This window comes from uncultured Leifsonia sp., assembly GCF_945957465.1.
GTDB lineage: Bacteria > Actinomycetota > Actinomycetes > Actinomycetales > Microbacteriaceae > Leifsonia.
In genome coordinates, this window is the sequence record NZ_CAMFLC010000016.1 from 14,017 (window position 1) to 37,450 (window position 23,434).

The 23,434-nt window shown below is 70.2% G+C and carries 26 protein-coding genes and 1 pseudogene; 19 read left to right on the forward strand and 8 right to left on the reverse strand.

Annotated features, from left to right (window positions below; genetic code table 11):
* Positions 1–131: 131 nt before the first annotated feature.
* From Q0Q23_RS09225 to Q0Q23_RS09240, 4 genes are read left to right on the forward strand one after another with little or no spacing between them, the layout of a single operon-like run.
* Complete coding sequence (locus tag Q0Q23_RS09225) at positions 132–461, forward strand: PadR family transcriptional regulator (RefSeq protein ID WP_295122314.1); 330 nt, start codon at positions 132–134, stop codon at positions 459–461.
* 1 nt (position 462) lies between these two features.
* Entirely contained in the window at positions 463–837 is a 375-nt protein-coding gene (locus Q0Q23_RS09230) for a DUF1048 domain-containing protein (RefSeq protein ID WP_295122316.1), read from the forward strand.
* A gap of 11 nt (positions 838–848) precedes the next feature.
* On the forward strand, positions 849–1,643 hold the full coding sequence (locus Q0Q23_RS09235) for an ABC transporter ATP-binding protein (protein WP_295122427.1): 795 nt from the start codon (positions 849–851) through the stop codon (positions 1,641–1,643).
* Positions 1,643–2,419: an ABC transporter permease gene (locus Q0Q23_RS09240; protein ID WP_295122318.1), complete on the forward strand. Its 777-nt coding sequence runs from the start codon at positions 1,643–1,645 to the stop codon at positions 2,417–2,419. The genes Q0Q23_RS09235 and Q0Q23_RS09240 overlap by 1 nt, the downstream gene beginning before the upstream one ends.
* Positions 2,420–2,496: 77 nt before the next feature.
* On the opposite strand, the gene Q0Q23_RS09245 is transcribed toward Q0Q23_RS09240, so the two are convergent.
* Positions 2,497–3,063: a GNAT family N-acetyltransferase gene (locus tag Q0Q23_RS09245; protein WP_295122320.1), complete on the reverse strand. Its 567-nt coding sequence runs from the start codon at positions 3,061–3,063 to the stop codon at positions 2,497–2,499.
* Between the two features lie 85 nt (positions 3,064–3,148).
* On the opposite strand from Q0Q23_RS09245, the gene Q0Q23_RS09250 reads away from it, so the two are divergent.
* The 3 genes from Q0Q23_RS09250 to Q0Q23_RS09260 all read left to right on the forward strand — a co-directional run bounded on the left by Q0Q23_RS09250 (position 3,149) and on the right by Q0Q23_RS09260 (position 5,676).
* Positions 3,149–3,691 carry a DapH/DapD/GlmU-related protein gene (locus Q0Q23_RS09250; protein ID WP_295122323.1) on the forward strand — a complete coding sequence of 181 codons (543 nt, stop codon included), beginning with the start codon at positions 3,149–3,151 and terminating at the stop codon, positions 3,689–3,691.
* Between the two features lie 131 nt (positions 3,692–3,822).
* Positions 3,823–4,422, forward strand: a complete 600-nt coding sequence (locus tag Q0Q23_RS09255; RefSeq protein WP_295122325.1) for a hypothetical protein — start codon at positions 3,823–3,825, stop codon at positions 4,420–4,422.
* A gap of 60 nt (positions 4,423–4,482) precedes the next feature.
* Positions 4,483–5,676: an MFS transporter gene (locus Q0Q23_RS09260; protein ID WP_295122327.1), complete on the forward strand. Its 1,194-nt coding sequence runs from the start codon at positions 4,483–4,485 to the stop codon at positions 5,674–5,676.
* Positions 5,677–5,687: 11 nt separating this feature from the next.
* On the opposite strand, the gene Q0Q23_RS09265 is transcribed toward Q0Q23_RS09260, so the two are convergent.
* A complete protein-coding gene (locus Q0Q23_RS09265) occupies positions 5,688–6,299 on the reverse strand; it encodes an LON peptidase substrate-binding domain-containing protein (protein ID WP_295122329.1) in 612 nt (203 codons plus the stop codon).
* Between the two features lie 35 nt (positions 6,300–6,334).
* Here Q0Q23_RS09265 and Q0Q23_RS09270 point away from each other — a divergent pair, with 35 nt between their 5' ends.
* Positions 6,335–6,832, forward strand: coding sequence for a DUF427 domain-containing protein (locus Q0Q23_RS09270; protein WP_295122331.1), 498 nt, complete (start codon positions 6,335–6,337; stop codon positions 6,830–6,832).
* Between the two features lie 30 nt (positions 6,833–6,862).
* Here Q0Q23_RS09270 and Q0Q23_RS09275 read toward each other — a convergent pair whose 3' ends face one another.
* The 3 genes from Q0Q23_RS09275 to Q0Q23_RS09285 form a co-directional block, all read right to left on the reverse strand.
* Positions 6,863–7,114 carry a hypothetical protein gene (locus tag Q0Q23_RS09275; RefSeq protein WP_295122333.1) on the reverse strand — a complete coding sequence of 84 codons (252 nt, stop codon included), beginning with the start codon at positions 7,112–7,114 and terminating at the stop codon, positions 6,863–6,865.
* 1,179 nt (positions 7,115–8,293) lie between these two features.
* Positions 8,294–9,367, reverse strand: a complete 1,074-nt coding sequence (gene ychF, locus Q0Q23_RS09280) for a redox-regulated ATPase YchF (protein WP_295122336.1) — start codon at positions 9,365–9,367, stop codon at positions 8,294–8,296.
* A gap of 211 nt (positions 9,368–9,578) precedes the next feature.
* Positions 9,579–10,325, reverse strand: a complete 747-nt coding sequence (locus tag Q0Q23_RS09285; protein ID WP_295122338.1) for a class I SAM-dependent methyltransferase — start codon at positions 10,323–10,325, stop codon at positions 9,579–9,581.
* A 102-nt stretch (positions 10,326–10,427) separates the two neighbouring features.
* Between Q0Q23_RS09285 and Q0Q23_RS09290 the strand changes: the two genes are divergently transcribed.
* The 3 genes from Q0Q23_RS09290 (at position 10,428) to rmuC (ending at position 14,200) form a co-directional block, all read left to right on the forward strand.
* Positions 10,428–11,009, forward strand: coding sequence for an exonuclease domain-containing protein (locus Q0Q23_RS09290; protein WP_295122340.1), 582 nt, complete (start codon positions 10,428–10,430; stop codon positions 11,007–11,009).
* A gap of 184 nt (positions 11,010–11,193) precedes the next feature.
* On the forward strand, positions 11,194–12,675 hold the full coding sequence (locus Q0Q23_RS09295; RefSeq protein WP_295122342.1) for a sugar porter family MFS transporter: 1,482 nt from the start codon (positions 11,194–11,196) through the stop codon (positions 12,673–12,675).
* A gap of 91 nt (positions 12,676–12,766) precedes the next feature.
* Positions 12,767–14,200 carry a DNA recombination protein RmuC gene (rmuC, locus tag Q0Q23_RS09300; RefSeq protein WP_295122344.1) on the forward strand — a complete coding sequence of 478 codons (1,434 nt, stop codon included), beginning with the start codon at positions 12,767–12,769 and terminating at the stop codon, positions 14,198–14,200.
* Between the two features lie 24 nt (positions 14,201–14,224).
* Here the strand turns inward: rmuC and glpX are convergent, their stop codons facing one another.
* Complete coding sequence (gene glpX / locus Q0Q23_RS09305) at positions 14,225–15,226, reverse strand: class II fructose-bisphosphatase (protein ID WP_295122346.1); 1,002 nt, start codon at positions 15,224–15,226, stop codon at positions 14,225–14,227.
* A 209-nt stretch (positions 15,227–15,435) separates the two neighbouring features.
* On the opposite strand from glpX, the gene fbaA reads away from it, so the two are divergent.
* The gene (fbaA, locus tag Q0Q23_RS09310; RefSeq protein WP_295122348.1) at positions 15,436–16,464 is read left to right on the forward strand and encodes a class II fructose-bisphosphate aldolase; all 1,029 of its coding nucleotides are present in this window, start codon (positions 15,436–15,438) and stop codon (positions 16,462–16,464) included.
* An 18-nt stretch (positions 16,465–16,482) separates the two neighbouring features.
* Positions 16,483–17,148 (forward strand): DUF6264 family protein, encoded by a 666-nt coding sequence (locus tag Q0Q23_RS09315; RefSeq protein WP_295122351.1) that lies wholly within the window; start codon positions 16,483–16,485, stop codon positions 17,146–17,148.
* A gap of 4 nt (positions 17,149–17,152) precedes the next feature.
* Here the strand turns inward: Q0Q23_RS09315 and Q0Q23_RS09320 are convergent, their stop codons facing one another.
* The gene (locus Q0Q23_RS09320; protein WP_295122353.1) at positions 17,153–18,025 is read right to left on the reverse strand and encodes an SDR family oxidoreductase; all 873 of its coding nucleotides are present in this window, start codon (positions 18,023–18,025) and stop codon (positions 17,153–17,155) included.
* Positions 18,026–18,119: 94 nt separating this feature from the next.
* On the opposite strand from Q0Q23_RS09320, the pseudogene Q0Q23_RS09325 reads away from it, so the two are divergent.
* Together Q0Q23_RS09325 and Q0Q23_RS09330 are read left to right on the forward strand one after the other, a co-directional pair.
* Positions 18,120–18,482, forward strand: a pseudogene (locus tag Q0Q23_RS09325) (helix-turn-helix domain-containing protein); the annotation flags it as partial.
* A gap of 27 nt (positions 18,483–18,509) precedes the next feature.
* A complete protein-coding gene (locus tag Q0Q23_RS09330; protein ID WP_363316250.1) occupies positions 18,510–19,313 on the forward strand; it encodes a PP2C family serine/threonine-protein phosphatase in 804 nt (267 codons plus the stop codon).
* A gap of 48 nt (positions 19,314–19,361) precedes the next feature.
* Here Q0Q23_RS09330 and Q0Q23_RS09335 read toward each other — a convergent pair whose 3' ends face one another.
* Positions 19,362–20,408 carry a 4-hydroxy-3-methylbut-2-enyl diphosphate reductase gene (locus tag Q0Q23_RS09335; protein ID WP_295122431.1) on the reverse strand — a complete coding sequence of 349 codons (1,047 nt, stop codon included), beginning with the start codon at positions 20,406–20,408 and terminating at the stop codon, positions 19,362–19,364.
* A gap of 118 nt (positions 20,409–20,526) precedes the next feature.
* Here Q0Q23_RS09335 and xseA point away from each other — a divergent pair, with 118 nt between their 5' ends.
* Genes xseA through Q0Q23_RS09355 form a run of 4 tightly spaced genes read left to right on the forward strand, consistent with a single transcriptional unit; the run spans position 20,527 to position 23,409 of the window.
* A complete protein-coding gene (gene xseA, locus Q0Q23_RS09340; RefSeq protein WP_295122433.1) occupies positions 20,527–21,828 on the forward strand; it encodes an exodeoxyribonuclease VII large subunit in 1,302 nt (433 codons plus the stop codon).
* A 10-nt stretch (positions 21,829–21,838) separates the two neighbouring features.
* Positions 21,839–22,072 carry an exodeoxyribonuclease VII small subunit gene (locus tag Q0Q23_RS09345; RefSeq protein ID WP_295122355.1) on the forward strand — a complete coding sequence of 78 codons (234 nt, stop codon included), beginning with the start codon at positions 21,839–21,841 and terminating at the stop codon, positions 22,070–22,072.
* A complete protein-coding gene (locus Q0Q23_RS09350; protein WP_295122357.1) occupies positions 22,069–22,740 on the forward strand; it encodes a DUF4245 domain-containing protein in 672 nt (223 codons plus the stop codon). The genes Q0Q23_RS09345 and Q0Q23_RS09350 overlap by 4 nt, the downstream gene beginning before the upstream one ends.
* Positions 22,741–23,409 (forward strand): carbonic anhydrase, encoded by a 669-nt coding sequence (locus Q0Q23_RS09355; RefSeq protein ID WP_295122359.1) that lies wholly within the window; start codon positions 22,741–22,743, stop codon positions 23,407–23,409.
* The last annotated feature ends 25 nt before the right edge of the window (positions 23,410–23,434 follow it).

The window sequence follows — 23,434 nt, forward strand, 5'->3', positions numbered from 1 at the left end:
CCCTCCCCACGTCGACCGCCTGTCGATGTCGACCACCCGGGAAAAAGATCACTATTCAGTGTTGCTATCTACTGGTACTCGGCGTTACTATCTAGTGGTAGTCAACAGCACTGAGTAGTTAGGAGGGGGTCGTGGGAAAGCAGACCACGGAGATGCTCAAGGGCACGCTCGAGGGCATCGTCCTCGCCATCCTGTCGACCCGGTCCGCGTATGGGTACGAGATCACCTCGTGGCTGCGCGACCAGGGCTTCGACGACATCGCCGAGGGCACCGTGTACGCCCTGCTCGTCCGAGTGGAGCAGCGCGGCCTCGTCGACGTGGAGAAGGTCCCGTCCGAGAAGGGACCGCCTCGCAAGGTGTACTCGCTCAACGCGGCGGGACGCGAATACCTCGAAGAATTCTGGAGGACCTGGAGCTTCCTCGCAGAACGGATCGAACAGCTCCGAGATGGAGGACACTGAAATGGCATCGAAGTGGATCGAGCTGGTCACCGGATCGCTCGAGCAGAAGAAGCAGTACCGGCAGCTCAAGGCCCGCCTGGAGGCTCTGCCCGAGCCGTACAACGGCGTCGCCAAGGCGGTCAACCGCTACCTCATGTACAACGGCGGCATCGTCGACGGCGACACGATCATGACGATGATGGGCGACTTCGTCGACCTCTTCGAGCGGGCGGCCACCGACGGCACGCCGATCCGCGAGATCGTCGGCGACGATCCGGTGGAGTTCGCCGACGAGTTCGCCGCCGCCTATGTGGGCACGCGCTGGATCGACAAGGAGCGCGCCCGCCTGACCGAGGCCGTCGAGGCGGCCGAACGAGCACAGGAGAAGGACTCATGAGCCCGACCATCATGGCCACACCGGCCATCCAGGTGCGCGGCCTCGAGAAGTCGTACAAGGACCTGCACGTCCTGCGGGGCGTCGACTTCGACGTCGAGAGGGGCACCATCTTCGGCCTCCTCGGCTCGAACGGCGCCGGCAAGACCACCGCGGTGAAGATCCTGTCGACCCTGCTGAAAGGCGACACGGGTACCGCAACCGTCAACGGATTCGACGTGGCCCGCCAGTCCGACGACGTGCGGAGGTCGATCAGCCTCACCGGGCAGTTCGCCGCCGTCGACGAGCTTCTGAGCGGGCGCGAGAACCTCATTCTCGTCGCCCGGCTGCGGCACCTGGCGAACCCCGCCGGCATCGCCGACGACCTGTTGGCCCGTTTCTCGCTCTCCGACGCGGGCGGCCGCAAGGTCAGCACCTACTCGGGAGGCATGCGGCGCCGGCTCGACATCGCGATGAGTCTCATCGGCGACCCGCCCGTGGTGTTCCTCGACGAGCCGACGACCGGGCTCGACCCGCAGGCCCGCCTGGAGGTGTGGGACACGGTCAAGCGCCTCGCCGGCCGGGGCACCACCGTCCTGCTCACCACGCAGTACCTCGACGAGGCGGAGCAGCTCGCCGACCGCATCGCGATCCTCCACGAGGGCCGCATCATCGCGAACGGCACGCTCGCCGAACTCAAACAGCTCCTCCCCCCGGCGCAGGTCGAGTACGTGGAGAAGCAGCCCAGCCTCGAGGACGTGTTCCTCGCCATCGTCGGCCCGTCGGCCTCCGCGGAGGCCACGACCGCAGAGACCCCGAAGGAGTCCTGATGTCTGCCGTCACATTCGTCTCGGACACCACCGTCCTCACCGGGCGGTCCATGAAGCACATCACGCGCAGCCTGGACACGATCATCACGGTCACCATCGTGCCGATCGCCCTCATGCTGCTGTTCGTGTTCGTCCTCGGCGGCGCCATCAACACCGGCCCCGACTCCGGCTCGTACGTGAACTACCTGCTACCGGGCATCATGCTGATCACGATCGCCTCCGGCATCTCTTACACGTCGTACCGACTGTTCATGGACCTGCAGGGCGGGATCTTCGAGCGGTTCCAGTCGATGCCGATCGCCCGGTCGAGCATCCTCTGGGCGCACGTGCTCACCTCGCTGGTCGCCAACATGATCTCCGTGGTGCTGGTCGTACTCGTGGCGCTGCTGATCGGCTTCCGCACCGGCGCCGGCGTGCTCGCCTGGCTCGGGGTCGCCGGCATCCTCGTCCTGTTCACACTGGCGCTGACCTGGGTGGCCGTCATCGCCGGCCTCTCGGCGAAGAGCGTGGACGGCGCGGGAGCGTTCGCCTACCCGCTGATCTTCCTGCCGTTCATCAGCTCGGCCTTCGTCCCCACGAGCAGCATGCCGGCGCCGGTGGCCTGGTTCGCCGAGCACCAGCCGGTCACGCCGATCGTCGAAACGATCCGGGCACTGTTCGCGCAGCAGCCGGTGAGCGGCGACATCTGGATCGCGCTCGCCTGGTGCCTCGGCATCCTCGTGGTCGCCTACGGCTTCGCGATGTCGATCTACCGGCGGCGGATCAGCCGGGGGTGAGGCGGGAGCCGGGGCTCCGGGCGATCAGACGGCCGCCGACTCTGCGGAGTCGGCGGCCGTTCCTCGTGTGCGCGGACTCATCCCAGCTCCCGCCGCATGATCCAGCGCACGCCGCCCCCGGAGTGCGCGTCCGTGGCCTGCAGTCGATGGAAGCCGTGCTTCTCGAACAGCTCGACGGCTCCGACGTAGCCGCTGATCACGTCCACTCGTTCTCCCGCCGTGTCGACCGGGTAGCCCTCCACGAGCGCCGCACCGTTTGCGCGCGCATGCTCGACCGCGCCGTCGAGGAGGTCGTGCATGAGTCCACGCTTGCGGAAGCCTCCGCGCACGACGAAGCAGACGATCGACCACGGGTCGCGGTCTTCGTCGACGTGCGGGATGGTGCGCGAGTTCATCAGCCGCCGGTACGTCGACTTGGGCGCGACCGAGCACCAGCCGGCGACCTCACCGTCGGCGTAGACGAGGACGCCCGGCCCCGGCTCGGTCTCGCACTCGTGGTGCATGTACGCGATGCGCTCGGGCGTCGGCAGCCGCGCGTCGCGGTACGACATGCAGACGCAGCCGCCGCCTCCCGGCTTGCGCGGCACCATGAACGTCGCGAAGTCGTCCCAGCGTCCGGTCGCGGGCAGCACCTCGATGGCCATGATCCGAGGGTAGCCGGGAGGTCCGACACCGCCGGCCGTGGCGTGTCCGCGACCGCGCCGCCGCCCGAGGCGGGAGGATCGTCTGGTGTCCAGCGACCTCCTGATGCGCATCCACTCCCCCGAGTTCCGGGCGATGTCGGAGCGGGTGCTCCGGGCGACCGAACTGACCTCCCGGCTGAACGTGCTGCCGTTCGACGACGAGGCGGGCAAAGCCGAGCTGTTCGAGCAGCTCCTGGGCCGGCCGCTTCCGGAGAAGGTCACCATCTACCCGCCGTTCTTCACCGACCACGGGCTCAACCTGGAGCTGAGCGAGCGCGTCTTCATCAACCAGAACTGCACATTCCTCGACTACGCGGGAATCCGGCTGGCCCCGCGCGTGATGGTCGCGCCTCGCGTGACGTTCATCACGATCGGACACCCGGTCGACGTGGAGGAGCGTCGCACCTGGCTGACCGGTGGCCCGATCGATGTCGCAGAGAACGTCTGGATCGGCGCGGGCGCGACCATCCTGCCCGGCGTCTCGATCGGACGCGACGCGGTGGTCGCGGCCGGCGCGGTGGTGGCCGACGACGTGCCGGCGGGCACACTGGTCGCGGGCCCGAAGGGCCGCGTGCTGCGCGAGTTCTGAGGCACTTCCGGCACGACGCCGGCACCCTCCCGACATTCGTGACGAATGCCGCGATTCGTGGCACGAATGTCGACATTCGTGACGAAACTGACGGGTGCCGCGGCGGAGCCACCGGCGTAGGGTGCGGCACCATGGACCACACCACCAACCCGCCGGGCAGCGCCCGGCGTCCGGAACGTTCGGAGCTGGCGGACTTCGCCCGCCGGCTCCGCGGCCAACTCGCCGGTCTCCCGGTCGGCGAGCTCCCCGGCACCCTCACCACGATCGACGCCGGGCATCTCGCCCGCAATCTCGGCACCGGCGTGAATCTCACGCTCGCGTCTGCCGTGGTCACCGGCGACGTGCTGTTCGCACCCGACCTCAACCCGGCGTTCTTCTACTCATGGGATGTGCACGAGAACCAGCAGCCCGACTGGTTCCGGATCTCCCTGCGCTTCACCCCGTCCGACCTCGGCATCGCTGAGCGCCGCGCGTACGACATCGGCTGGACGGTCGTCCCGTTCTTCCTCGACCTCGGCGCAACCGTGACGCTGGAGGCTTCTCCCAACACCGGGGCTGCCCCCGCGAGCTGGACGCTCGACCAGGCGACCGTGCGCACGATCCACATCGGCACCGGCCCGATCGATCCGGGTGACGCGGTGCACGTGGACCTGGTGAGGAGCAGCAGAGGCGGCAGCTGGATCTGGCTGCAGACGACCATCGGGTACGCGCCGCCGACGAACGAGCCGTGAGCCGCGCCCACGTCTCGCGTCGCCGACGCGCGACAGGCCGCCGCGGGTAATCTGCACCGTGTGAGCGCCCGCCCCGAACCGACCTCCCCGCCGCGCGCGTCGACCCTGGCACCCCTCTACCTGGCCGGCTTCACGACGGCGTTCGGTGCTCACGGCGTGGCGACGGCTCTCGGTGTGGAGGCCGGCGACCTCGGTCTCTCGCTGCTGGCCTTCGGGGTCGTGCTGGCGCTGTACGACCTGGCGGAGGTCGTGCTCAAGCCGGTCTTCGGCACCCTGAGCGACCGGGTCGGTGTGAAGCCGGTGATCGTCAGCGGCCTGATGGTGTTCGCGCTCGCCTCCCTTCTCGCAGCCGTCAGCCCGACGCCGGTGGTCGTCGCGATCGCGCGGCTCGCCCAGGGCGCCGGGGCGGCGGCGTTCTCGCCGTCGGCGTCGAGCGCGGTCGCGCGGCTCGCCGGCACCGAGCGCCTCGGCCGCTACTTCGGTCGCTACGGCGCGTGGAAGAGCATCGGCTACGCCGCCGGTCCCCTGCTCGGCGCGCTGCTCGTGTCCGTCGCCGGGTTGAGCGCGCTCTACCTGTTCCTGGCCGCCCTCGCGGTGGCGACGACGACCTGGGTCGCGGTCGCCGTCCCCGCCCTCCCCGTGCTGCCGCGGCCCCGGTACACACTCGCGGACCTCGTCCGCCAGACCACCGAACGCGGCTTCCTCATCCCGACGCTGGCGCTGGCCACGACGACGGCGCTTCTCGGTGTCGCGGTCGGCTACCTCCCGCTGCTGGGAACGCGTGAAGGCCTCCCACCGCTCGCCGCCGCCGGCGCGGTCGCGGTGCTCGCCGCCGTATCGGCCGTCGCGCAGCCGCTGGCCGGGCGCCTCCGCGACTCCGGCCGCCTCCCGGTACGGGTCGGTGTGTCCGCCGCGCTGCTGGTCGGAGCGGCCGCGCTGCTCCTTCTGGTCTGGCCGAGTGTGGTGACCGTGTACGCATCGGCGCTGCTCGCCGGTCTGACGGTCGGGGTGGCGACACCACTCGCCTACGCGCACCTGGCTGCTGTCACCCCTCCCGAGCGGATGGGCAGGACGATGGGCAACGCCGAGCTCGGCCGCGAACTCGGCGACGCGGGAGGCCCGCTGATCGTGGGAGCCATCGGCTCGGCCGCGGGAGTGGCGGCCGGGGTCGGAGTGCTGGCACTGCTCACCGTGGGGGCCGCTGGGGTGAGCGCGGCGGGCCTGCGGGCGTCGACGTCGACGCGGGGTCGCTGATCGAACCCTGGTCACATGCCTTCTTCGGCAGCCCAGAGCTCCTCGGCCTCGAGGGTCAGGTCGATCGTCTGGCGCAGCAGCTCACCCATCGAGGTGGACCGCAGCAGGGTGTACCTGTCGTATTCGCCCAGCGGGGCTATCGCCGCCAGTTGCCACACGGCTGCAACGGGGTCGTCGGAGAGCTCGATGTCCGCATCCGACTCCGACTCCGCGACGCGCGCGACAACGCGGCGGACAACAGCTTCGGCCTCGGCACGCAGGGGTGCTAACGCGTCGGACCACTCCAGGTCCGGCAGCATCGAGACCGCGGCCCGGGGATACGGGTCGTCGTCGGCCCAGTGCTCGACCGTGAACCTCCGGGTCCCCACGCCGATGATGAGCAGGTCGTCCGCGCCGGCGGCGGCGCTGACCAGGCGCGCCATCGTCCCGACCGAGGCGCGCTGGTCGCCGCCTCCGGCTTCGGATCCGCGTTCGATGAGGACGACACCGAACTCGAACCCCGGTTCGTCCTCGTCGAGCAAGCGCCCGACCAGCGTCAGATACCGCGGCTCGAACACCCGCAGCGGGACGGCCACGAAGGGGAAGAGCACTGATCCGAGCGGGAACATCGGTGAGGCGGCCATACTCCAGTGAATCACTGCGGGCATAGAGTGAACAGGTGCCCCGCCCCCGCCCCGAGATCCCCGGACCGGGACAGGAGTCTGTGTGGGACTACCCGAGGCCGCCCCGCGTCGAGCGCGTCACCGCGCCCGTCACCATCCGACTGGGCGGGCAGCTGATCGTCGAATCGCGAGACGTCGTCCGGGTGCTCGAGACCAGCCATCCACCGGTGTACTACATCCCGATAGCCGACTTCGCGCCCGGCTCGCTGGTCGACGCCGACGGCTCGTCGTTCTGCGAGTTCAAGGGCACCGCACGATATCTGGACGTGCTCGGCGGAGGCCAGGTGCGATCCGCCGCCGCGTGGAACTACCCGCACCCGTCGCCCGGGTACGAGGTACTCCGAGACCGCGTCGCCGTCTACGCGCAGCAGATGGACGAGTGCACCGTGGACGGCGAGGTCGTCACGCCGCAGCCGGGAGGCTTCTACGGCGGCTGGATCACGAGGAGCGTCGTCGGGCCCTTCAAGGGGTCGCCGGGGTCATTCGGCTGGTGAATGAAAACCGGTAGTAGTTCGACGCGCCGATCAGGACGACGGCGATCGGTGCTCACCGCTCGCGGGGTCCGACGGCTGATCCTCCGAGCCACGCGGTCCGCGCGAGCCACCTGCTTCGAAGGCGACCGACAACGCAACACCGATCGCGACACCGATCGCGATGCCCTCACCGATGTTGTGCAAAGAGGCGCCGAGCGCAACCCCGATCGCCAGTCCGATGACGAGGCCAAGCGAAGATGACGTCCACCGTGATCTCGTTCCTGTTCTGTGCGTTTCGGCCATCACCCCAACCTACAAGAGCACGAAGGCAATGCGGGCGAGCCCGAGGCACCTCGAGCTCGCGCGTACAGGCGAACCGGAACTCGGTGGAGTTCCGCTTCGGGCTAGTAGTCAGACGAACGTACGCTGGACGCGGCACCCTTCTGACCCTTTTGTAGGGGCGGATGAACGCAGGGTCGGCGAACGAATCGAGAGAGCCGGCAGCGGAGAGGTTCCGGTTCAGTGTTGCGCGTGATCCTGGTTCACTCCGGGGCGCCTGGAAAGAACCGGCTCGAGTTCGGGACCCAGAGCAATGCCGCACCGACCAGCAACAACCCGGAGGAAATCCAGACGGACGGTACCCGAAAGCCTGGCAAGGCAAAGAGAAGGTTCATAACGGCCACGGATGAAAGAGTCCACCGTCCCCAACGGAAGCCGCGAGCGACCGGAGAACGGAACGCAATAACAACTCCGACGATGCCTTAATGCACGCGGCAGAGCCAATCGGAAAATCCCCGATCAACTACACATTAAGCCTAAACTCCACCACGTTGCGCGGCACAGGAATGTGTCGGAGCGCGTCCTCAATCCAGGGTCCGAATGTATTCGACGCGAGGCGCAGCGGGGTCGCCGGATGCGACGCACAGCGCGGAGAAGGCGAACGTGTCGCCGTGGAAGTACTGGACATTGACGTAAACAGCCCGTGGATCGCCGTTCGTTTGATCGACCGTGTAACCGTTGGAGGAGGCCGGGCCGACGGAGTCGGCAACGATCGGCCCGGGAGGGAGGGGCGGCTGGTCGCCCCAGACATCGGCAGGAACCGCTCGATCGCAGGCGGCGTATATGGTCTTCTCGTCGAACCCGCCTCCACCAGGTGTGGGGACGGCGGTCGAACTCGATGAGGCCGCCGGGGAGGCCGGAATGGACTGTGCGGCCGCCGACGTCGATGTCGATGTCGATGCCTCCTCCGGTTCGCTCCGAGGGCCAGCGCACGCAGTCAGAACCACAACGACGCAGACGGCAAACGCGGCGCCAGCCCCAGCACGGTGTACGCGGCGCACGCTGGCGAGTGACAACACTCCTTCTTCCCCCATACTGGTCGGCGCGAGTGCAGGTTGCACGCTCAACTCGACGCTATCGCCTCCGGCGTCACGCGACGGCCGACACCACTCCCAGCGAGATCGCCCACGAGATTCCGGTCGCCTACACGTTGAAGCGGAACTCCACCACATCCCCGTCCTGCATCACATACTCCTTCCCTTCCATCCGCGCCTTGCCGCGCGCGCGGGCCTCGGCGACGCTGCCCGCGTCGACGAGGTCGTCGAAGGAGATGACTTCGGCCTTGATGAAGCCCTTTTCGAAGTCGGTGTGGATGACGCCGGCCGCCTGGGGTGCCTTCCAGCCCTTGTGGATGGTCCAGGCGCGGGACTCCTTGGGGCCGGCGGTGAGGTAGGTCTGCAGGCCGAGGGTGTCGAAGCCGATGCGGGCGAGCTGGTCGAGACCGCTCTCGGTCTGGCCGGTGGAGGCCAGCAGTTCAGCGGCGTCGGCCGCGTCGAGGTCGATCAGTTCCGATTCCAGCTTCGCGTCCAGGAAGACCGCCTGGGCGGGTGCCACCAGCGCCGCGAGTTCCGCGCGGCGGGCGTCGTCGGTGAGCACGTCCTCGTCCACGTTGAACACGTAGATGAACGGCTTCGCGGTCAGCAGCCCGAGTTCGCGGATCGGCTCCAGATCGATACGGGAGGTCGAGAGCGGCTTGCCGTCGTTCAGGTACGCGATCGCCTCGCGAGCCGTCTCCAGCACCACCGGCTCCAGCTTGCGGCCCTTGACCTCCTTCTCGTAGCGCTGTTCCGCCTTCTCGAGGGTCTGCAGGTCGGCGAGGATGAGCTCGGTGTTGATGGTCTCCATATCGCTGGCGGCGTCGACCTTGCCGGCGACGTGCACGACGTCGGGGTCGGAGAACCCGCGGACGACCTGGGCGATCGCGTCGGCCTCCCGGATGTTCGCGAGGAACTTGTTGCCGAGACCCTCGCCTTCGCTCGCGCCCTTGACGATGCCGGCGATGTCGAGGAAGGACACCGGGGCCGGGAGGATGCGCTCGCTGCCGAAGAGCTCGGCCAGCTTGTCCAGGCGCGGGTCGGGGAGGTTCACGACGCCGACGTTCGGCTCGATCGTCGCGAACGGATAGTTCGCCGCGAGGGCGTCGTTCTTGGTCAGCGCGTTGAAGAGGGTCGACTTGCCGACGTTCGGGAGTCCGACGATACCGATAGTGAGAGCCACGGTCGTCCATTCTACGGGCGGCCACGGATGGGCGGCTTCCGTCTCCCCGCGGCTCGTGGGCGCCGGCGCCGGCCGAGGGGCGAGTGAAGGGCGCCCGAGGGGCGCCCAAACGCCCCTAAAGCGCGCGCGAAGGGGCGTTGAGGCGCCCCTCGGGCGCCCCTCGGGCGCCCCTCGCGCGCCCCTCGGGCGCCCCTCGGCGGCGAAAAGCGGCTCAGCCGCCCAGCGTCGTGCGGTAGCAGCGGGTCACGTACGGGAGCTCGATCGTCTCGGCACCCGCCAGGTCGGGGTGCTCGGCATGGAGGCGGCGCAGCGAGGCGATGACGGCCGCCTGGGCGTCCGGGTCCTTGGTGATGAAGTAGCTGCGCGAGCGCGCCAGATCGAGGAGGCCGTCGAGCGTGAGCGCTTGCACCCAGCGCACGTCGAAGCGCTCCAACGGGCCGAACGGAGGTCCGACGACCGGGTCGTCCTCGTCTTCGAACACTGCTTCCGCCGAGTTCATCAGCTCACCGAGTTCGCGCACCCACTCGACGCTCTCGTCGCGGTCGTTCCAGACCAGGCCGAGCCGGCCGCCCGGCCGCAGCACACGCGCGACCTCGGGCACCGCGACCCGCGGGTCGACCCAGTGCCACGCCTGGGCGGCGACGACCAGCCCGGCGCTCGCGTCGGGCAGCGGGATGCTCTCGCCGCTCCCCGCGCGGGCATCGGCCTCCGGAACCCGCTCTGCGAGTACGGCCAGCATCTGCTCGGACGGATCGACGGCCACGACCTCCAGCCCCTGCCCGACGAGCGCACGCGTCAGCTTGCCGGTGCCGGCGCCCAGGTCGACGACCGGTCCCGCGACGCCCTCGGTGAGCCACGCGACCGCGTCGGCCGGGTAGCCCGGCCGCGACGCCTCGTAGACCTCGGCAGCCCGGTCGAACGACCGCGCGTGCGCCTCCCGTTCCCGCCTCTCCCGCATGACCCGACCCTACCCGTCCGGCCGATCGCAGCGCGCCGCCGATTTCGGCCGCGCTCGGCGGTGCGCGCCGGCGACGTCGGTGGGGCGTGCAAGCATTCAGGCGTGCCACTGGATTTCACCGCCATCGACTTCGAGACCGCGAACTCCTCAGCGGCGTCCGCGTGCTCGGTCGGACTGGTGAAGGTGCGCGACGGCCGCGTCGTAGACCGGGCGAGCTGGTTCATCCGGCCGCCGCTGGGACACGATCTGTTCCAGGAGTGGAACGTCCGCATCCACGGGATCCGGCCGGAGGACGTCGCCGGCGCACCGGGCTGGGTGGACCAGCTCGCCGACCTGGTGGAGTTCGCCGAAGACGACCACCTCGTCGCGCACAACGCCGGCTTCGACATGGGCGTGATCCGCGCGGCGTGCGCCGCCACGTTCGTCTCGTGCCCGGAGTACCGCTACCTGTGCAGCCTCCAGGTCGCCCGCCGCACCTACCACCTGGAGTCCTACCGCCTGCCCGTCGCCGCGATGGCTGCGGGGTTCGACGACTTCCACCACCATGACGCCCTGGCCGACGCCGAGGCGTGCGCGGCGATCGTGGTGCACGCCGCCCGGCGGCACGAGGCCGCGACGATCGACGACCTCGCGGCGCTGACCGGCGCACGCATAGGGCGCATCGGGTATCCCGCGGCCGCCTAGCAGCTGACTCGGCCCGGCCGAGCCGGATCGAGTGGGCCGAGCGGAACCGTGGGCCGCGCCCACGCGACCCCGTCGACTCGACGCGTCGCTGATCGGGTATTTACCCCTCAGGAATACAAGCGTTGCAACTTCGCGCATCTGGTCCTAATGTCCAGACATATCGACAAGCCGCGAAGGAGCGCTGATGACCGCAACCCCCGACCCGCAGACCACCGACACGCAGGCCACCACCAGGCAGACCACCGACCCGCAGACCGATCCACCCCCGGCCGACCTCGCTCAGGATTCGCGCGCCGACGACCCCCGCGCACGGCGCTTCCTGCGGCGGATCGCCGTGCTGGCCACATTCGGCGGCCTCCTGTTCGGTTACGACACGGGCGTCATCAGCGGGGCGCTGCCGTTCATGCAGTTCGATCAACGGCCGCTGACCCCGCTCGAGGAGGGCACCGTCGTCTCCTCGCTGCTCGTCGGCGCCGCGCTCGGCTCGTTCGCCGGCGGCCGCATCGCCGACCGCCGCGGACGGCGCCGGCTCATCGCCGGCCTCGCGGTGATCTTCTTCGCCGCCGCCCTCGCCTGCGCCTTCGCGCCCGGGATCGGCATCATGATCGCAGCCCGGTTCACCCTCGGGCTCGCCGTCGGCGGCGCCTCCGTCGTGGTGCCGATGTACCTCGCCGAGCTCTCCCCCGCGGCACGCCGAGGGCGCATCGTGACGCAGAACGAGCTGATGATCGTCTCCGGTCAGCTGGCGGCCTTCGTCGTCAACGCCGTGCTCGCCGCGGCGATCCCCGATCACGCGGCGGTGTGGAGGTGGATGCTGGTCGTCGCCTCGCTGCCGGCCGTCGTGCTGTTCTTCGGGATGCTGGTCGTGCCGGAGAGCCCGCGCTGGCTCATCCTGCACGGCCGCTTCGCCGAGGGTGTCGCCGTGCTGCGCCGCATCCGCTCCGCGGAGCAGGCCGAACGCGAGGCCGCGGAGATCCACCGGCACGACGAACGCGCCGCGCGCACTCCGCTGCTGCGCGAGCTCGCGGTGCCGTGGGTCCGCCGCGTCTTCCTGATCGGCCTCGGGATCGCGATGGTGCAGCAGCTGACCGGGGTCAACTCGATCATGTACTACGGCGTCCAGATCCTGCAGCGTTCCGGCTTCGATCAGCAGGGCGCCCTCGTCGGCCAGATCGCCAACGGCGTGATCTCGGTGCTGGCGACGTTCGTGGGAATCGCACTGCTCGGTCGGGTCGGGCGTCGCCCGCTCCTGATCGCCGGGCTCATCGGCACGACGACGTCGCTGCTGCTGGTCGGTGGAGCCTCGGCGCTGCTCGCCGGGTCTCCCGCGCTGCCCTTCGTCGTGCTGTCGCTCACGGTGACCTTCCTCGCCTTCCAGCAGGGCGCGGTCTCCCCGGTCACGTGGCTGATGCTGGCCGAGATCCTCCCGGCGCGGATCCGCGGCGCCGCCTTCGGCCTGGCCGCGCTCGTCCTCTGGCTGACGAACTTCGCGGTCGGCTTCCTCTTTCCCCAGCTGGTGGACGGCCTGGGCATCTCCCCGACGTTCTTCCTCTTCGCCGCCGTCGGGGTGTGTGCGGTGATCTTCGTCGCCCGCTTCCTGCCGGAGACGCGCGGACGCAGTCTGGAGGCGCTGGAGGCTGAGCTGAAGGCGCGGTTCACGCGCTGAGCCTGCGCATCGGCGGGCGGGGCGGGACGATTTCGCGCCCCGCCCGCCGCCCTTCGCAGCCGGTGTCGGCGGCCCCTGCCACACTGAGGCCATGGACACGCTCGCACTCCTCCTCGGCCTCCTCATCGGCCTCGTCGTCGGCGCCGCGGCCGCGGGTCTCGCCGTCACGCGGCTGCTGCGCGCACGGGATGCGGCCGCCGAACCGGCCGAGAGCCCCGTGGTGGTCGCCGCCCGGCACGAGAAGGAACTGCTCGAGGTGCGCGCGGCGGAGGCCACCGTCCAGTCGCAACTCCGCGCCGAGCTCGCAGCGGCCGACACCCGCGTCGACGCACTGCAGGAGCAGCTGCGCGGCGTGCAGGAGCAGCTGCGCGAGACGGAGCAGCGACACCGGGCCGAAGCGCTGGCCCAGACCGAACGCGAACGCGCCGAGAGCAAGGTGCTCCAGGCCCTCGCGCCCGTCCGCGAGAGCCTCACCGACATGCAGCGCAAGGTGGTCGAGCTCGAGACGCAGCGCCACCAGCAGCACGGCCAGCTCGCCCAGCAGCTCCGCTCGGCGGCCGAGTCCGAGGAGCGGCTGCGCAGCACGGCCGAGTCGCTGGCGTCCGCACTGCGCTCCAACAGCACCCGAGGTGTGTGGGGCGAGACGCAGCTCCGCAGCGTGGTGGAGGCCGCAGGGCTGATCGAGCGCGTCGACTTCGACGTGCAGTCGAGCATCCACTCGGAGTCGGGCGCCGGTCGACCGGACATGATCATCCGGCTCCCCGGGGGCAAGAGCATCGCCCTCGACGCGAAGGTCCCGTTCAACGCCTACCTGGAGGCCAGCCAGATCCCCGCGACCGCCACCGGAACAGAAGGGGCGCAGCGCGACGCCCTGCTGAAGCAGCACGTCAAGGCGGTCCGCGACCACATCACGACGCTCGGCAGCAAGGCCTACTGGACGGGCCTGGAGTCCTCCCCCGAGCTGGTGATCGCGTTCATCCCGAGCGAGTCGCTGGTCTCCTCGGCGATGGAGGCCGACCCGTCGATCATGGAATTCGCCTTCGGCAAGCGGGTCGCATTGGCGTCGCCCGTGACGCTGTGGTCGGTGTTGAAGACGGTCGCCTTCAGCTGGCAGCAAGACGTCCTGACCAAGGAGGCCAAAGAGCTCTTCGATCTCAGCCGCACCCTCTACGGGCGCCTCAGCACGACGGCCGGCCACATCGAGAAGCTCGGCCGGTCGATCGAGCGCACGGTGAAGGACTACAACGGCTTCGTCGGCTCGTTCGAGCGTCAGGTCTTCCCGGCGGCACGCAAGCTGGGCACCCTCGACGAGTCCAAGGTGATCGGCGTCCTCGAAGGCATCGAAGAGGCGCCGCGCGAACTCACGGCGTTCGAGCTCGTGAACGAGCTGGAGGCGCAGGCCGAGGTGCGCGCCCGCGCGGAGCTCTCCGCCGACGACGCACGAGACATGCACGGCATCGACAAGCTCGCGCTCGAAGAGAAGCAGCGCGCCGACGCGAGCGACGCGGAGACCGGCGCCGCCTGAAGACCGGCTGGCGGATTCGGAGGCTCAGAGTTCGTCGGGCGAGAGCCACTTCTCCGCGAGGTGATCGGCGGAGACCCGGCGGATGGTACCCGACTTGGAGCGCAGCACGATCGACTCGGTGCGGATGATCGGGCCCTTGCGCCGCACACCCTCTACGAGGCCGCCATCGGTGACGCCGGTCGCGACGAAGAACGTGTTGTCGCCCTTCACCAGGTCCTCCGCGCCGTAGATGCGGTCCATCTCGAGGCCGGCGGCGATGCCGCCCGCGCGCTCGGCATCATCCTTCGGCGCCAGACGGCCCTGCATGAACCCGCCGATCGCCTTGATCGCGCAGGCGGTGGTGATGCCCTCCGGGCTGCCGCCGATGCCGACGCACATGTCGATGCGCGACTCGTAGCGCGCCGCGTTGATGCCGCCCGCCACGTCACCGTCGAGCATGAGCCGGGTGCCGGCGCCGGCCGCGCGGATCTCCTCGATGAGTCCCTCGTGCCGCGGGCGGTCGAGCACGGCCACCCGGATCTCCCCGACCGGCTTGCCCTTGGCCTTCGCCAGCTCCCGGATGTTGTCGCCGATCGGCTGCGACAGGTCCACGACCCCGCGGCCCTCCGGCCCGGTGACGATCTTGTCCATGTAGAACACGCTGGACGCGTCCAGCATCGTTCCGCGGTCGGACACCGCGATCACCGACAGCGCGTTCTGGCGGCCCGCGGCCGTCAGCGACGTGCCGTCGATCGGGTCCACGGCGATGTCGCACGCGGGGCCGCGGCCGTTGCCGACGTGCTCGCCGTTGAAGAGCATCGGGGCGTTGTCCTTCTCGCCCTCGCCGATCACGATCAGCCCGTCGAAGTTGACCGTGCCGAGGAACTTGCGCATCGCGTCCACCGCAGCGCCGTCGGCGGCGTTCTTGTCGCCCCGCCCGATCCACGGCGTGGCGCGGATCGCGGCCGCCTCGGTCGCCCTCACCAACTCCATCGCCAGGTTCCGATCGGGATGCAGGAAGAGGGACGCGGTGTCGGTGCTGGTCATGATGGGTCCTCCCGGACGAATCGAGTGCGGCACCGGCGAGACGAACGACGGTGTCAGCCGCCGGACGACGGCGATGCCAGTGTATCCAGGGGATGGTCCCGACGCGCCGGTCGCATGGTGAACGTTCGTCCACACCTCCGGCGGCAGGCGGCACCGGCCGCCTCGGTATGATGAGTCCCGTTCGACACCCCGATCCCCAAGGAGCCGCAATGCCCATCGCCACGCCGGACCAGTACGCAGAGATGCTCGACAAGGCGAAGGCCGGCGGGTTCGCCTACCCCGCGTTCAACGTCTCGTCGTCGCAGACGATCAACGCGGTGCTCCAGGGCCTCACCGAGGCCGGCAGCGATGGCATCATCCAGGTCACGACCGGTGGCGCCGACTACTTCGCCGGCCAGACGGTCAAGGCCCGCGCGACGGGCGCGCTCGCGTTCGCCAAGTTCGCCACCGAGGTCGCCAAGAACTACCCGGTCACCGTCGCCCTGCACACCGACCACTGCCCCAAGAACGCGCTCGACGACTTCGTGCTTCCGCTCATCGCCGCCTCCGAGGAGGAGGTCCGCGCCGGCCGCAACCCGATCTTCCAGTCGCACATGTGGGACGGCTCGGCCGTGCCGCTGGCCGAGAACCTCGAGATCGCGCAGGAGATGATCAAGCGCACCAAGGCCATCAACGCCATCCTCGAGGTCGAGATCGGCGTCGTCGGCGGCGAGGAGGACGGCGTGCGCCACGAGGGCTCCAACGAGGCTCTCTACACCACCCTCGGCGACGTGGAGCAGGCCGTTGAGGCTCTCGGCCTCGGCGAGAACGGCCGCTACATGGCCGCGCTGACCTTCGGAAACGTGCACGGAGTGTACAAGCCGGGCAACGTCAAGCTGCGCCCGGAACTCCTCAAGGAGATCCAGGACGGCCTCGCCGCCAAGTACGGCACCGGCCCGAAGCCGCTCGACCTCGTCTTCCACGGCGGTTCCGGCTCGACCGACGAGGAGATCGCCGAGGCGGTCCGCAACGGCGTCGTGAAGATGAACATCGACACCGACACCCAGTACGCCTTCACCCGCTCGATCGCCGGCTACATGTTCTCCAACTACGACGGTGTGCTCAAGGTGGACGGCGAGGTCGGCAACAAGAAGCTGTACGACCCGCGCGCGTGGGGCAAGGTGGCGGAGACCGCCATGGCTGCCCGCGTCATCGAGGCGACGCAGCAGCTGGGCAGCGCCGGGCACTCCGGCAAGTAGTCCGTAAGGCAGGGGGGGATGAGCGAGCACGAACCGGAGAAGCGGCCGGACGAACGTCCGCGCCCTCAGTACGGCGAGCTCGCCCCTCCCGGCTGGGTGTGGCGTCCGCCGCAGGACGCCGACCGACTCGACACGACGCATCACAGCCCTGCGGCGTCGGAGGTCGAGCAGCCTGCCGCGCCGCCGCAGGCCGGGCCGGCACCGGACGGCCGCGGTCCGTACGGGGCCGGTCCGCAGCTGCGCTCCGACGCGCCGCGGTGGAACCTCGCCTTCACCGTCGTCATGCTGGTGATCGGCTTCTTCGGCATGTCCTATTCGATCGGCACCCTCCAGGCGCTGCCCGCGGCGATGGCGCTGCTGCACTCGTCGCAGAATCTCGGCGCCTACGTGCAGGACCCGTCCGTCGGCCCCCTGATCACGGCCGGGACGATCGCGATGGCAGGAATCTGGGCGATCTCGGCCGGCCTGTCGGTCTGGCTGCTGGTGCACAAGCGCCTGGCCTTCTACATTCCGCTGGTCGCCGGAGTCGTTGCGCTCGTCACGCTCTTCGTGATCCTCGGCGTGATCTTCTCGACCGACCCGGTGCTGCTCGATTTCTACAGCGGGATCTCGCCGACGCCGGCGCCGGGCTCGCCGCTTCCGACGACCCCGGCGCCGACGCCGACACCCGGCGTGTCCGCGTAGTCGGTCACGCGGCGGCGTCGGCCTCCCTGGCCTCGGCCAGCCCGGCGGCCAGCGGAGTGGTCGGGCGGCCGATCAGCTCGCTCAGCGTCCCGGTCACCTCGGCCAGTGCCCCGTCACGGATGTTCCCGTCGAGCGCGACCACGAACCCGGCCGTGCCCTCGTCGAGTCCGGCCTCGCGCAGCGCCGCCGCGTGCGCCTCCGGAGTGACCGACCGGTAGGAGACCGGCCGTCCGAGCAGGTCGCCGATCGTCGCGGCGAGATCGTCGAAGGTCCACGCGACGTCGCCGCCGAGCTCGTACACCGCCCCCTCGTGGCCGTCCGTGGTGAGCACGACGGCAGCGGCCTCGGCGAAGTCCTTGCGGGAGGCGCTGGCGACCCGGCCGCCCGCCGCGCTGCCGACCAGCTCGCCCGTGGCGGCGGCGATGTCGACCTGACCGGTGTAGTTCTCGGTGTACCAGTTGTTGCGCAGGACTGTGACGGGGAGACCGGATTCGGTCAGCAGCCGCTCGGTTTCGGCGTGCTCCGGCGCCAGGATCAGGTCGGTGTCGGCCGCGTGCGGGGCGCTCGTGTAGACGATGCGCCCGACGCCCGCCCGCACGGCCGCCTCGATGGCGTTGCGATGCTGCGGGATGCGCTTGCCGACCTCCGATCCCGATACGAGGAGCAGCGCGTCCCCGCCGGCGAACGCGTCGTCGAGGGTCTCCGGCTGCTCGAAGTCGATGACGGCGGTCTGCACGCCGAGCGCGGCGAGCGGGGCCAGGCGCTCGGCGCTCCGGCCGAGGCCGCGGATGTCGGCGGCGGGCACGCCGCGCTCGAGCAGGGAGTCGACGGTGAGCCGGCCCAGCTGTCCGGTTGCTCCGGTGACGACGATGGTCATGGGTGGTTCCTTTCGTTGGTGTCGTCCTCCGCAACCCGCGGGAGCCGGGGATACTTCCCTGTCGGAGGTACCCACTTTTCGGTAAGTTACTGACGTGGACACCAGATTCCCGTCGTTCGAGGCCCTCGGCTTCACCGACGGCGTGCTCCCCTCGGAGTGTCCGTCGCGCATCGTGCTCAACCACGTCACGAGCACATGGGGCGTGCTCGTGCTCGTCGCCCTCGCCCGCAGCGACCTGCGCTGGGGCGAGCTGCGGCGGACGGTCCAGGGCATCAGCGAGAAGATGCTCGCGCAGACCCTCCGCACGCTGGAGAAGGACGGCTTCGTCCTCCGCACGGCGCAGCCCACGGTGCCGCCGCGCGTCGATTACAGCCTGACCGGCCGGGGCAGGGAGGTCACGGATCGCCTGCTCCCGCTCATGCAGTGGATCGCGGGGAACGCCGACGACATCGTCTCCGGCATCCCGCCGGCGCCGCCCGCTCCGCTGGGCTTCGCGACCGGGCAGGCGTCGATCAGCGGCGACTACCGCGACGGCAACGAGGACTCGCTGTACGTGTCGGCGTGGTCGGCGTTCGTCGCCGACGGTGTCGGGGGTCACGCCGCGGGCGAAGTGGCATCGGCCACGGTGGCGATCCGGTTGGCGTCGATGCTGGATGCGACGGAGGGCCGCCTGCCCGGCGAGGAGCGCCTGCGGGAGCTCATCGCCGTCGCGAACGCCGATCTCGCGCTGCGGGTGCGGATGGACCCCGCACTCACAGGGATGGCGACGACGCTCGTCGGCCTGTTCTCCGACGGGGAGCGTGCGCTCGTCGCGCACACCGGTGACTCACGCGCCTACCGCCTGCGCGACGGCGCCCTGGCGCAGATCACCGAGGACGACTCGCTCGTGAGCGAGCTGCTGGCCACCGGCGCCATCGCCGAGGCCGACGTCGCCGACCACCCCCTGCGGAGCGTCGTGACGCACGTGCTGGCGGGTGATCCCGAAGACGCCGCCGCCTTGCACGTGGCCACCGAGCCCCTGCGCCGCGGAGACCGGTGGCTGCTGACCAGCGACGGGCTCAGCGACTACGTGCCGGCGACCGAGGTCGCCGAGACGCTCGTGGCCGCGGAGACCCCGCAGGATGCGGCGGACGCGCTCATCGCCCTCGCGTTGCGGCACCGCGCGCGCGACAACGTGTCGGTGGTCGTCGCCGACGTCGCAGAACTCGCGGAACCTCCCGCGTATCATCCGGCCTTCGGCGGTTCGGCCGCCGCCGACCCCGCGTCGTCACGCACGCTGCACGCGTGAGCACGCGCGACGGCGCGACCTCCGGTCCGGTCTGCCGTGGCTCAGGGCTCAGCGCCCGCGGCCGCCGAGCGCGCGAGCGTCCTGCTTGCCGCTGATGTCTCTGCGCAGCTCCTTCGGCAACGAGAACATCAGGTCCTCCTCGGCCGTCTTGACCTCCTGCACCTCGGAGTAGCCGGCGCCGGAGAGGTCGTCGAGGACCTCCCGGACGAGCACCTCCGGCACCGATGCACCGCTGGTCACCCCCACGGTCGCGACACCCTCGAGCCACTCCTGGCGGATCTCGCTGGCGTAGTCGACGCGGTAGGCGGCCTTCGCGCCGTATTCGAGCGCGACCTCCACCAGGCGCACCGAGTTGGACGAGTTGGCCGAGCCCACGACGATCACCAGGTCGGCGTGTTCTGCGACCTTCTTGATCGCGACCTGGCGGTTCTGGGTCGCGTAGCAGATGTCGTCGCTCGGTGGGTCCTGCAGGTTCGGGAAGCGCTCGCGGAGGCGGCGCACGGTCTCCATGGTCTCGTCGACCGACAGCGTGGTCTGCGACAGCCAGACCACTTTGTCGGGGTCTTCCACCTCGATGCGGTCGACGTCGTCGGGGCCGTTGACCAGCGTGACGTGCTCGGGAGCCTCGCCGGCCGTGCCCTCGACCTCTTCGTGGCCTTCGTGGCCGATCAAGAGGATCTGGAAGTCGTCGCGGGCGAAGCGCACGGCCTCCCGGTGCACCTTCGTGACCAGGGGGCAGGTGGCGTCGATCGCGAGGAGGCCGCGGTCGGCGGCCGCGTCGACGACCGCGGGCGACACCCCGTGGGCGGAGAACACGACGTGCGCGCCGGTCGGCACCTCGTCGACCTCGTCGACGAAGATCGCGCCCTGCTGCTCGAGTTCGGAGACCACGTGCACGTTGTGCACGATCTGCTTGCGCACGTAGACCGGGGCGCCGTAGTGCTCGAGCGCCTTCTCGACGGCCACCACGGCCCGGTCGACTCCGGCGCAGTAGCCGCGGGGGGCGGCCAGCAGCACGCGCTTGTGTCCCTGGACCGGGATATCCTGAAGCCGCCCGCGCGCACCGGCATCCCGCTTGACGGGGATCCGGGGCATGGGGAGGCTGATGGTCGCGTCGCTCACTCCTCGATCGTACGCGGAGCGCGCTGAAGAACGAATGGGAGGCCGGGTGGCACAGGTCGCAGGCAGCACGCCGACGACGAACGCGCCGACGATGACGCCCGGGCCGCCGACCCTCGACGCCCCGTGGCCCGTCGCGCTGCTCGCCGACCGCATCCGCGGCTGGATCGACCGCCTCGGCACCGCGTGGGTCGAGGGTGAGATCACCCAGTGGGGCGTGTCCGGCGGCAACGTCTACGGCAAGCTCAAAGACCTGCGCGAAGACGCCACGATCTCGTTCACGATCTGGTCGTCGGTGCGCGCGCGCATCCCCGCCGACCTCAAGCAGGGCGACCGGGTGATCGCGGCGGTCAAGCCCAACTACTGGGTCAAGGGCGGCAGCCTCACCATGCAGGTCTCCGACATGCGCCATGTCGGCCTCGGCGACCTGCTGGAGCGGCTGGAGCGCCTGCGCGCGCAGCTGGCGGCCGAAGGCCTGTTCGCGGCCGAGCGCAAGAGGCGCCTCCCCTTCCTCCCGCACACCATCGGCCTGGTGACCGGCAAGGACTCCGACGCCGAGAAGGACGTGCTGCGCAACGCCCAGCTGCGCTGGCCGCAGGTGCGGTTCCGGGTCGTGCACGCCGCCGTTCAGGGCGACAGGACGCCGGTGGAGGTCGTGACCGCCATCCGCACGCTCGACGCCGATCCCGAGGTGGAGGTCATCATCGTCGCCCGCGGCGGCGGCGACTTCCAGAATCTACTCGGCTTCAGCGACGAGCGGGTCGTGCGTGCCGCCGCCGACGCCCGCACGCCGATCGTGAGCGCCATCGGTCACGAAGCGGACCGCCCGCTGCTGGACGAGGTGGCCGACCTGCGCGCCTCCACCCCCACCGACGCCGCGAAGCGGGTCGTGCCCGACGTGGCGGAGGAGCTCGCGCGCGTCCAGCAGGCCCGTTCGCGAATCGGCTTGCGGCTCACGCACCTGATCAACCACGAGATCGACCGGATCGGCCACCTGCGCACCCGCCCGGCACTCGCGTCGTCGGGCTGGATCATCGACTCGCGTGCGCAGGAGCTCACCCGGCAGGTCGCCCGCGGCGCCGAGCTGGTCGAGCGCCGAGCCGATCGGGAGACCACCCGCATCGCCGATCTGCGCGGCCGGCTGCGGGCGCTCTCGCCGCAGGGCACGCTCGACCGCGGTTACGCGATCGTGCAGAACGCGCAGGGCCACGTCGTCGGCTCGCCGGCCGAGGCTCCGGAGGGCGCCGAGTTGCGGGTGACGGTCGCGGCGGGCGCGTTCGCCGCCACGGCCGGCGAGCGTCTCCCCTCGCCCGCGACCGGAGGCGCCGACGATCCGGCAGGCGAGCCTGCAGACGACACAGCGGGCGACCCAGCGGCCGCCCAGCGAGACAAATAGAATGGTCACCATGCCCACTCCCGAGATCAGTGCGCTCAGCTATGAAGAAGCGCGCGACGAGCTCATCCGCGTCGTCGGAGAGCTGGAGCAGGGCTCGATCACCCTGGAGGAGTCGATCGCCCTCTGGGAGCGCGGCGAGGCGCTGGCGCGCCACTGCGAGGAGTGGCTGATCGGCGCGAAGGCCCGGCTCGATGCGGCTCGCGCCGGGGCGGCCGCCGCAGCCTCAGGAGCGCCCGGCGAATGAGCCCACGCACCAAGGCGCCGGCCGTCGTGGCCGAGCTCGGCCGACCGGAGACGCCGGAGGAGACCGCCGCACGCAAGGCGCAGGACTCGGCGAACCACCGCAACCGGCAGACGGTCAACAACCTGGTCTACTCGCTCATCGCGACGGTGGCCCTGGTCGTCCTGATCGTCCTCGTCGTGCCGCGAGGCAACCCGACCTCGACGGCCCCCGCCGTCGACTACGCCGCGGTCGCGCAGCAGGCTCAGGGCAGCGAGCCCGACCGGTTGCTCGTTCCGCAGCTGCCGTCCAGCTGGAAGTCGAACAGCGCGGAACTGCGCACCAAGACGTCCGACAACGTCGACGCCTGGTACATCGGGCTCCTGACGCCCAAGGGCCAGTACATCGGCGTCGTCCAAGGATTCGGCGCCAACGACAGCTGGGTCGCCGACCAGGTGAACCGCACACACATCGCAGGCACCCGGGAGATCGACGGCGTGAAGTGGGACGTGTACGACAACCGCTCGGCAGGCTCCGACGCGGGCAATGTCGCCTATGCGCTGGCCACGACCGCGGGCAGGAGCACCGTGGTCGTCTACGGCACCGCTGCCGACGACGAGTTCACCACGGTCGCGTCCTCGCTGGCCGGCCAGCTGCACGCCCTCGGATCCCCGACCCCAGGAGGTAAGTAGATGCCCACGACCCGTCCCGGACGCGTCTGGAAAGAACTGTTGGCCGGCAACGAGCGCTTCGTGTCCGGAACGCCGCTGCACCCGCGTCAGGACGTGGAGCGGCGCGCGACCCTCGCCGAGGGCCAGCACCCGGTCGCCGCGATCTTCGGCTGCGCCGACTCCCGGCTCGCGGCCGAGATCATCTTCGACCTCGGCCTCGGCGACGCGTTCGTGGTGCGCAACGCCGGCCAGGTGGCGTCCGACTCGGCGATCGCCTCCCTCGAATACGCCGTCGCCGTGCTGAACGTGCCGCTCATCCTCGTGCTCGGCCACGACGCGTGCGGCGCCGTCGCCTCCGCCATCGCCTCCCAGGGCGCCGACGCCGACCCGCTGCCGCCGCACATCGCGCAGCTCATCTCGCCGATCCTGCCGGCGGTGCACCGGGTCGCCGGCACCCCGGCCGACCAGCACGTCGACCCGGCAACGGTCGATGCGTCGGAGGTCGGCAAGGAGCACCTGCGTGACACCGTCGCCGAACTGCTCGCACGCTCGGAGATCCTCAGCGACGCCGTCGCCGCCAACCTCCTCGCCATCGTCGGGGCGAACTACCGGCTCCAAGAAGGCCGGGTCGTTCCCGACGCCGTCGTCGGTATGGCCGAACCGGTCGCCGACCCATCGCTCGGGCGCTGACGCGCTCGGGCTCAGAAAGGAAGAA